The organism is Halomonas marinisediminis, assembly GCF_004347715.1.
Taxonomy (GTDB): domain Bacteria; phylum Pseudomonadota; class Gammaproteobacteria; order Pseudomonadales; family Halomonadaceae; genus Halomonas; species Halomonas icarae.
The window spans coordinates 1-8,678 of sequence record NZ_SLTR01000034.1 but is presented as its reverse complement, the minus strand read 5'-3'; the positions used below and the strand labels follow the sequence as shown (position 1 = coordinate 8,678).

Sequence of the window (8,678 nt, the reverse complement as noted above, 5' to 3'; positions counted from 1 at the left end):
ACAGGCTGCGCCTTTTTCGTTCAAGGCCTTGCTATGTAATGGCTGCTATCCGGGAATGGGGAGTCGCCTGGACAGGACGCGGATAGCCGCCATTTCATGTCTACCTTGGAGCAGGTCCACTTACCTGCACGAAGGGGGCGTCCACGGAAGCGTTGCCATTATATTGTGGCTGACAAAGGTTATGACAGTGATTCGCTACGCCACTACTGCGATCGTCACCAGATGAAGCCGATCATTGCCAGGCGCAAGATGCACCGAAAACCGCGGCCCGGGTTGCCACGAGGCTTTTATAAACCCCGATACAGAGAACGGAACGTCATCGAGCGCTGCATTGGTTGGATTAAAGAATTACGCAGTGTCTGCACGCGTTACGACAAGCTCGCCAGCAGCTTCAGTGCGATGGTATGCCTGGAGTGCATCGATCGCTGCTTGCGTGCAGACTTTTCGGACAAAGCCTAGAGGTTTTCATACGTTTTCCCTGTTGGTCGGACTGGCGACGAAAGCATCAGTACCGTGCTTGGCAATGCCACTGTCGACAGCAACAAGTCCGGATGGCAATGCATAAACGATCGCAGCAGTAGTTACGGCTGTAGTACTATCACATAAAGACCAGCATAATAGTTTGGGTAAAAACATTATGAGTTATGTCTTTAAATAAATGTCAGGCTATTATGTTCATTTGTTATAAAATTTTGAAAATGCGTTGAATTTAAAGTTAGGCTAAGAGTAAAGAATATGGGATTCAAGAATATTGCTTTTTTTTATGGGCACTCAGCGAGTAATATAGGTGATCTGGCAATAAATTATGGCCAGGTAGATATATTTAAGGAATGTTTTCCTGATGCCAAGATCCATGTTGTCTTTCTCAATGCAGCCAATAGTCAATTTCTTTCTACATCTAAAGATTCTTTTGTTTGTAAAGAGTCTATAGAATTCCATTTTCTTAATACTAAAGACTATAACTTAGTTTCCAAGATTGTAGAAGATCCAGTGTATTTGTTTTCTTATCTGGGGCTTGAGGACGTAGATGCCGTATGGGTTAGCTCTGGGGAGCATCTGTTTGAATACAGCAATAAAGAGAATTATCACTCTATTTTTTGGCGTACTTATCCGCTATTTGCGGCTAAATATATAAATAAGTTTGCAGGTGTTCTTCCATCAACGTATGGGCCGTATGAAGATGGAGAAACTAAGCACTTTGTAAAGACGTTCTTGAAGTCCATTGACTTTGTCGGTGTCAGAGAGGCGGCTTCACAAAAATTGATTAAAAAAGAGCTTGACTTCGATGGTGCGTTCCTGGGTTTGGATCCTGCTTTCTTCATTGACACCTCATCGTATCAACATGATGAAGTAACTAATAATGTTGGGATCATCATGAGATCCGAAGGATGGGGGATACGTCTCAGTAAGCAGGAGCGAAAGGAAACAACTCAATCTTTCAAAGAGTCAGGTTATAAAAGCAGTAAGGCGTATAAGCTTTCTGTGAATTTAATCGAAAGGCTTGTCACTGACTTTAATAAGAGTATTAAGATCTTTGTCCAGACGAATGCTGATAAGGAACTCTCCGAGGCAATTCTTCGTAGCTTCGAAGGAACAGAAGCCCACAAAGAAATTGAAATTATTAGGCCTGTCTCGGTTGATGATTACTTAGCTAATTTATCTAAAATAGACCATATTATAACTTCTCGATTCCATGCAGCAATTCTAGGGTTTGTTCTTAAAAAAAGAGTAGATGCTGTTTATTTTGAGAGTCATGGGTATAAAATGCCGGGGTTATTTGAATTCTTGGAACTTCCCGATTCGTGCCATAATCTATCGACTCTTTCAGATGAAGTGGTGTCGGATGCTATTGTCAATGCTTTTTTAAAGAAGTTGGATCCCAACGAGACTTCCGATAAGATTGAGTCTCTCAGAAGGGAGCTGAAAGATCGTATATCTAGCCTTTACGAGTTCGAAAACAAGGAAGAAGATTGCAAAGAGTCTGAAAGCCTAGAGGAACTTAGAAGCCTCTATTGGGTAAAGGCAATTAAATTAATCGGGAAAGAGAAAGATAAGGAAATTGAGTCGATAGAATTTAAGCATGATCATAGAGTTAGTTCCCTTAATAAATCTATAGAGAAATTGAAAGAGCAGAATTATTCTCTAAGTGTTAAGGTAAAAGAATTAAAAGAAAATCTGACGAATCAAACCAAGAAGCGCCAGGAAATGGAGGATAATATTATAAGATTAGAAAACAAAAGCCTGAAAGCACTGCTGAAAGCTGAAAGGTCAGAACTGAAAAGAGTCTATAGCAGTACCAGTTATAAAGTAGGGATGCAGGTAGTCAAAGACTATCAAAGGCCTCTGCAATGGCCTCTGATTCCGATTAAGCTATTGAAAATGTTTCTTCAGCACAAGAAGAAAGTAGAAAGGAAAGCGCTGTCCCAAAGCAAAAGTAGTAGAACAATGAAGAAAGCTAATGGTGAAGATAATCCCAGTGTGGTCACTCCATCGTATATTAACACTGAGAAAGATATTCTTAAGTTAATTAAAGATAGAAAAGAATCAACCACGAAAAGTAATGGAGAAATTAAGAAAATTTGTTATGTTCTTCATAATTCGCTGCCTTACGCATCGGGCGGGTATGCGACCAGAGCACATGGAGTAGCAACAGGGCTGGCAAAAAATGGCTTTGACGTTGTATGTCTTACAAGGCCAGGTTTTCCCCTTGATGTCAGGAATGATATCGATCCTGGCGACGTACAAGACCACGTAATCGATGGTATTTCCTATCAAAGAGTTCGCTTACCCCTTAGGAAAGGGAGTTCTAATTATGAATACATGAACTCTATCATAACGCCTTTGGAAGAAAAGATAAAAGAGATCAACCCTGATTTGGTGATTGCAGCCTCATTCTACTTGACTGCACTGCCTTCACTGATTGTTTCAAGGAAGTTGAATATTCCTTTTGTGTATGAGATAAGAGGTTTGGCTGAAGTTACCAAGATTTCAAGAGAGCCTTCATATAGGGGAACTGATGCATACAATAATCAAGTGTATATGGAGGCTGAGACTGCAAACAACGCTGATCATGTATTAACCCTGACTGAGCCAATGAAAGATGAAATGGCTAGTCGAGGAGTGAGTCCAGCAAAGATAATAATTCTTCCAAATTCGGCAAATGCTGAAAACTTTTCTCCTAGAGAGCGGGACCTGGAGCTTGCAAAAAAGCTTAAGATACCGGTCGATACCCCAGTAATTGGCTACATTGGAACCTTTGTAGATTATGAGGGATTGGAAGATCTTGTCTATGCAGCGGGTATCTTGAAAAATAGCGGTTTTAACTTTAGATTGCTCATTGTTGGAAGTGAAAATGTCAACACGATCAATGTCGGTCCAATCACTACAATGATGAAGAAATATGCTCGAGACACAGGGCTCGACGATTGGCTCATTCTTCCGGGCCGAGTGCCTCACGAAAAGGTCGAGTCATTCTATTCGTTAATAGATATTGCCCCGTTTCCGAGAAAGCCGTGGCCTGTTTGTGAAATGGTGTCACCCATGAAACCACTTGAAGCCCTTGCTATGAAAAAGGCTGTGGTGGTGTCTAGCGTAGCGGCTTTGAGTCATATGGTAGAAGACGGTGTAACGGGGCTGGTATTCAAGAAAGGTGATGTTGGTAGCCTGGTAAACACTCTAACCAGGCTTATCGAAGATCCTCAGCTCCGTGGCACACTTGGTGAAAATGCCAGGGAATGGGTTAAAGAGAATCGCTCTTGGGAGTTTACAACTAAGAGAGCGATGCTGGCTATTCATGATGCTATGCACGGCAAATAGATAGAACATGATATGAGTATTAACAATTTCATGAACCGCAATATGATTGTCTGTAACACATCAATTGTGTCAGATATGGATTCGGTAGTCGACGGTCGTTATCTGATCAGAAGAGATGGAGTCGATTTTGAGTTCTTGTTGCAGAATGCATCTCGAATAAGTAGCAAGAAACTATTTGTATTACTATCGGGTGCTAGGGACCCTAATAGGCATCCACTTCCCAAGTTTGATAGGTGGAAGTGGGTTGATAAATTTCCTGGGGCGATGCTCAACGTTTCTGATCCATCATTCTATAAAAAAGAGGAGGGTATTCGTATAGGATGGTATACGGGTCCGCGAGACCACAGTTATATTGAAAGCATCACCTCTATTGTTAGAGAATTTGCAGGTTGTCTCGGAATTCAGAACAAAGATATCATTTTTTATGGCTCATCTGCAGGAGGGTTCGCTGCATTATCAATGGGTTGTCATGTCAATGAATCGACGTCAGTATGTATAAATCCTCAGATCAATGTGCTGAAGTACAATCTAAATCATGTAGTAAATAACTTTCTAAAGTATGTCTATCAGGCAGAAAGAGGTGACTTGACTGATCAGGATATGCTAAGGCTAGACGTATCGCGTTTATTTAAAAAAGCAGAGACAGCCAAGTGTCTCTATGTTCAAAATGTATTGGACGTTCACCATTATCAAGATCATTATAAATATTTCATTGATTGTAATGGAGAATCGGATAATAACCACCTTTTGGAGACAATGTTGTTTTCCTCAAAGACTGGGCATGGCCCTGAGCCTAGTAATCTGGTTAACGAAATTATCCAAAAGGCTCTGGCTATATCCGAGAGGTGAGACAGAGTGTTTTTTGAGGTTGCTAAGGGGAGTGGCTGGTTCTCAAAGATGGCTGTCTTGTAGGGCACCTTCCATTTTATACCACAATTTAGGTCTTTATGTGTAGAATGAAGGAAATGACCTGACACATACCCCCGTGGGCTCTCTATAGACTATAGTTAAGCAGCGATTTCTGCTATTTTCCTGGATTCCTTCTTCGTCGCTTTAGTGAGCCCTTGCTTGAAGACGGCATAGGGTGTCATCCCCCTTCATGTTAAGGTCTTGATATGGGCGCTTGGTGTTGTAGATGATGAGGTAGTTATTCAAGTACGCCTGCATCTCTTCCTGGGTCTCGTGCAACTTGGTACGCCCCTGGGTACGAACTGATCATCCAACAGTGTGCGGTGCAGTTGCTCGACGAACCCATTGCTTTGTGGCCGCCGAACCTTGGTGGTGCGATGCTCAATCTCTTCGAGCTGAAGGAACAGTTCATACGGATGTTGGACCTTACCTTGGCAGAATTTCCGGTCATTGTCGTTTAGGTTTTGTCCAAAAAGTCGTATCTGCTATTGTCATCTATGCTGCAGTAGCATAGGTGGCTTCATGGCAAGACGCTATGAGATCTCCGACAACGGTTGGGCCGTCATTGAGGACATCGTGTCGCTTTTAACGTGCCAGCGCTTGTTCTAGGGCATCAACACAGAAGTCGGTGTCCAGCATGTTGGAGACCTGACAGTACAACACTCGACGACTGTGCCAGTCCATCACTGCCACCAGATACATTAGGTTTCCTGATTACGCATATGGCTCAGCCAGCTTCAGCAGCCGGTAAGGCATTGGCGGTGTTCTGGCCGCCACCGTCAGAAAGCGCGGCAGCATGGCCTTGAGGTCATAGCGCCGGTTGAAGCGGTACTCGAACTCGGCCAGGTAGCGCGGGGCATGGTGGCCACGGATCGCATGGTAAGTGCCGGTGATGGCGTTCTTGACGTTGCCCAGCACGGTGTTGACCCAGTTGAACGCAGGGATCTGCGTGCTGGCACGGCCACTGCCGGTGATGATGCGCTCATGGGGGTAGTCCAGTGACGCGAAGGCCCGGAAACACACCAGGCCATCACTGACCACTCGACTACCGGGCACGATGGCGGCGCGGGCATAGCGGCGCACCTCGGCCAAGGTAAAGCCGCTCACGCGGCGCAACTGGACGCGCTGAGGGTGCCCCGCCTCATCGGTCTGCACCGCGGCGACGAACGGGAACTTGTGCTCGGCGCCGCGTCCGCGCTTTCCCGGCCGCTCGCCGCCCAGGTAGGCATCATCGATCTCAATGCGCCCGCCAAGCCGCTCGCTCTGGTTACGCTCGAGCATGACCTGCAGCAGCTTGTGTTTGAGCTTCCAGGCCGTGTTGTAGGTGACGCCGAGCTCCCGGGACAGCTGCAGCGCCGAAATGCCGCTCTTGCGCTGGGTGAGCAGATAGATCGCCAGAAACCAGGTGGTCAGCGGCAGGTGAGTACCATGGAAGATGGTACCGGCGGTGAGCGAGGTCTGATGATGGCAGTGATGGCACTGGTAGAGCCCCCGCGACAACCGGCAGCCGGTGGTGTTGCCGCAGTCGGGACATACGAACCCTTTGGGCCAGCGATGCCGGTAGAGGGCCGCCCGGCACTGCGCTTCCGTGCCGTACTGCTCGAGAAACGCCGGCAACGACAGGCCGGCCTGGAACTGGATAGGATTACGTGCCATGACGCCGCCTCCTCTACTGGATATACCATCAGTGTAGGCCAGGCTGACGAGGTGGTGGCTGATCAACATGAGTAATCAGATTAGGTTTTGTCTGAAAAGTCGTATCTGCTAATGTCACCTATGCTGCAGTAGCATAGGTGACCCCATGGCAGGACGCTACGAGATCTCCGACAACGGCTGGGCCCTCATTGAAGACATCGTGTCGCCTCCGCAGAAAATGGGACGTCCCCGTCGCGATGACCGCCAGGTGTTGAACGGCATCTTCTGGGTCCTCTGCTCGGGCGCCAAATGGCGCGATCTACCTGAGCGTTACGGCCCATGGAAGACCGTGTATGACCGCTTTCGTCTGTGGCGCGATGACGGCACCTTCGAGGCCATTCTGGCCCGCCTCCAGCGTAAGCAATGGGATGGAGTCCTCCCCACCCCCCCCACTGTCACGCTAGTTGGAGTATCAGCGGCTGTTAGACTCTGAACCATATGGGGCGTGATGAGGTTCCGATGAAGTACTCCGACGAGCGCCGGGAAGCCATCCTCAAGAAGCTGCTCCCACCGCACAACCGCACGGTGGCAGAAGTGGCCCAGGAACCCTATCTGTCAGCGTAGTTGTCACCCAAACGGATTGAGAGGTGATCAACGTGCGTTACCCCGCAGAGCGTAAGGAAGCCATCCTCAAGAAGATGGCGCCGCCCATGAATATGACCATCCCTGAATTAGCCGAACAGGAAGGCATCACCGCGACAACCCTCTACAATTGGCGGAAACAGGCCAGAGCACGAGGACAGGTTTTGCCATCACGTTCTACCCAGCCAGATCAGTGGACCAGCCAGGAGAAGTTCCAGATCGTCCTGGAGACAGCTCCGATGAACGAGGCTGAAGTCAGCGCCTACTGCCGCGAGCGCGGGCTCTACCCCGAGCAGGTGGAGGCCTGGCGGGATGCCTGCATGAACGCCAACGACGATGCGGCAGCGCAGGCCAAGCAGCTTCGCCAGGCGCGCAAGGTGGAGCAGAAGCGGCTCCGCAAGCTGGAGCGGGAACTGCACCGCAAGGACAAGGCCCTCGCCGAGACGGCGGCGCTGTTGGCCCTATCAAAAAAGGCCGAGGCGATCTGGGGCACGACCAACGACGAGGACGACTGACCAGCCTCCCGGATCGCCAGCGTATCGTGACTCTGGTGCAAGACGCCCAGCGTGACGGTGCTCGGCTGGCCAAGGCCTGTCAGGTGATGGGCATCAATGTGCGAACCTATTACCGCTGGGTTGCGGAAGGCGAAGTGACGGCGGATCGCCGCCCCGACGCCGACCGCCCGGAGCCGGCCAACAAGCTGTCGCCCGAGGAACGAGAGGCTGTTGTGGCGCTGTGCAACGCCCCGGAGTATCGGAGCCGCCCTCCCGCCTTCATCGTGGCCGATCAGGCGGACAAGGGCCGCTACCTGGCCTCTGAGTCGACGATGTACCGAGTGCTTCATGAATATGACCAGCAACACCATCGGGGCCGACAGCAGCCCCCACAGCGCAAGCGACCGCCGACTACGCACCAGACCACGGCGCCAAACCGGCTTTGGTGTTGGGATATCAGCTGGTTACCGGGCCCTGCACGCAGGGAAAATGCATGAAAAACCGCTCTACGACGGGCTTCGTAGCGCTTTACCAGTAGGAGCTCATGTGGTCATCTAGCAGCTTTTGCTCATGGATGATCCGATGCTGACACCGTCTCTTATGCACCATTTATCGATCGTTCCTGACTTCCGCCAAGCGTGGAAAGTGCAGCATCAATTGTCCGACATCCTGTTTCTGACGGTCTGTGCGGTGGTCTGTGGTGCTGAGGGTTGGGAAGAAATTGAAGATTTTGGCCACGCGAAGCTGGATTTTCTTCGCCAGTACGGCGATTTTGAGGCTGGCGTACCGAGCCATGACACCCTGGCCAGGGTGATGGCGCTGGTTAATGCCGATAAGCTGCAGAGTGCGTTCGCCGAGTGGATGAAGGCCTGCCATGACGTCACTGATGGGGCCGTGGTGGCCATCGATGGCAAGACCCTGCGCGGCTCGTACTGCCGTGGCAAAGGCAAGGGTGCGATCCACATGGTCAGCGCCTTCAGCGCTGCGAATGGTGTCGTCCTGGGACAGGTGAAGACGGCACAGAAGTCCAATGATATTACGGCGATTCCCGAACTGCTCAAGCTACTCAATCTGCAAGGCTGTCTGGTAACGATCGATGCCATGGGATGCCAGAAGAAAATCGCCACTCAGGTCCTGCAGAAGGGGGCTGATTACTTGCTATCGGTGAAGGGCAATCAGCCA

7 protein-coding genes and 2 pseudogenes are annotated in these 8,678 nt (G+C 49.2%); 7 read left to right on the top strand and 2 right to left on the bottom strand.

Going from position 1 to position 8,678, the window contains the following annotated elements; genetic code table 11:
• Positions 1 to 42 precede the first annotated feature (42 nt).
• From E0702_RS15700 to E0702_RS15690, 3 genes are all read left to right on the top strand, one after another.
• Positions 43 to 459 carry a transposase gene (locus E0702_RS15700; RefSeq protein ID WP_132045544.1) on the top strand — a complete coding sequence of 139 codons (417 nt, stop codon included), beginning with the start codon at positions 43 to 45 and terminating at the stop codon, positions 457 to 459.
• Positions 460 to 735: 276 nt separating this feature from the next.
• Positions 736 to 3,816: a polysaccharide pyruvyl transferase family protein gene (locus E0702_RS15695; protein WP_132045542.1), complete on the top strand. Its 3,081-nt coding sequence runs from the start codon at positions 736 to 738 to the stop codon at positions 3,814 to 3,816.
• 30 nt (positions 3,817 to 3,846) lie between these two features.
• Positions 3,847 to 4,665, top strand: coding sequence for a hypothetical protein (locus E0702_RS15690; RefSeq protein WP_132045540.1), 819 nt, complete (start codon positions 3,847 to 3,849; stop codon positions 4,663 to 4,665).
• A gap of 648 nt (positions 4,666 to 5,313) precedes the next feature.
• On the opposite strand, the pseudogene E0702_RS21755 reads toward E0702_RS15690, so the two are convergent.
• A pseudogene (locus E0702_RS21755) lies at positions 5,314 to 5,427 on the bottom strand (IS3 family transposase); the annotation flags it as partial.
• Between the two features lie 12 nt (positions 5,428 to 5,439).
• The gene (locus tag E0702_RS15680; RefSeq protein WP_132045538.1) at positions 5,440 to 6,381 is read right to left on the bottom strand and encodes an IS1595-like element ISHsp4 family transposase; all 942 of its coding nucleotides are present in this window, start codon (positions 6,379 to 6,381) and stop codon (positions 5,440 to 5,442) included.
• Between the two features lie 145 nt (positions 6,382 to 6,526).
• Between E0702_RS15680 and E0702_RS15675 the strand changes: the two are divergent.
• From E0702_RS15675 to E0702_RS15660, 4 genes and pseudogenes are all read left to right on the top strand, one after another.
• Positions 6,527 to 6,772, top strand: a pseudogene (locus E0702_RS15675) (transposase); the annotation flags it as partial.
• A 235-nt stretch (positions 6,773 to 7,007) separates the two neighbouring features.
• Positions 7,008 to 7,517 (top strand): transposase, encoded by a 510-nt coding sequence (locus E0702_RS15670; protein ID WP_132045534.1) that lies wholly within the window; start codon positions 7,008 to 7,010, stop codon positions 7,515 to 7,517.
• Positions 7,466 to 7,993, top strand: coding sequence for a helix-turn-helix domain-containing protein (locus E0702_RS15665; protein WP_306766925.1), 528 nt, complete (start codon positions 7,466 to 7,468; stop codon positions 7,991 to 7,993). The genes E0702_RS15670 and E0702_RS15665 overlap by 52 nt, the downstream gene beginning before the upstream one ends.
• A gap of 85 nt (positions 7,994 to 8,078) precedes the next feature.
• On the top strand, positions 8,079 to 8,678 hold a 600-nt coding region (locus E0702_RS15660; protein ID WP_240721787.1), incomplete at its 3' end, for an ISAs1 family transposase.

What these genes read in the sequence shown, in the direction of transcription:
- E0702_RS15695 (WP_132045542.1), top strand. Translation starts at nt 736, where the DNA reads ATGGGATTCAAGAATATTGCTTTTTTTTATGGGCACTCAGCGAGTAAT.
- E0702_RS15690 (WP_132045540.1), top strand. Translation starts at nt 3,847, where the DNA reads ATGAACCGCAATATGATTGTCTGTAACACATCAATTGTGTCAGATATG.
- E0702_RS15680 (WP_132045538.1), bottom strand. Translation starts at nt 6,381, where the DNA reads ATGGCACGTAATCCTATCCAGTTCCAGGCCGGCCTGTCGTTGCCGGCG.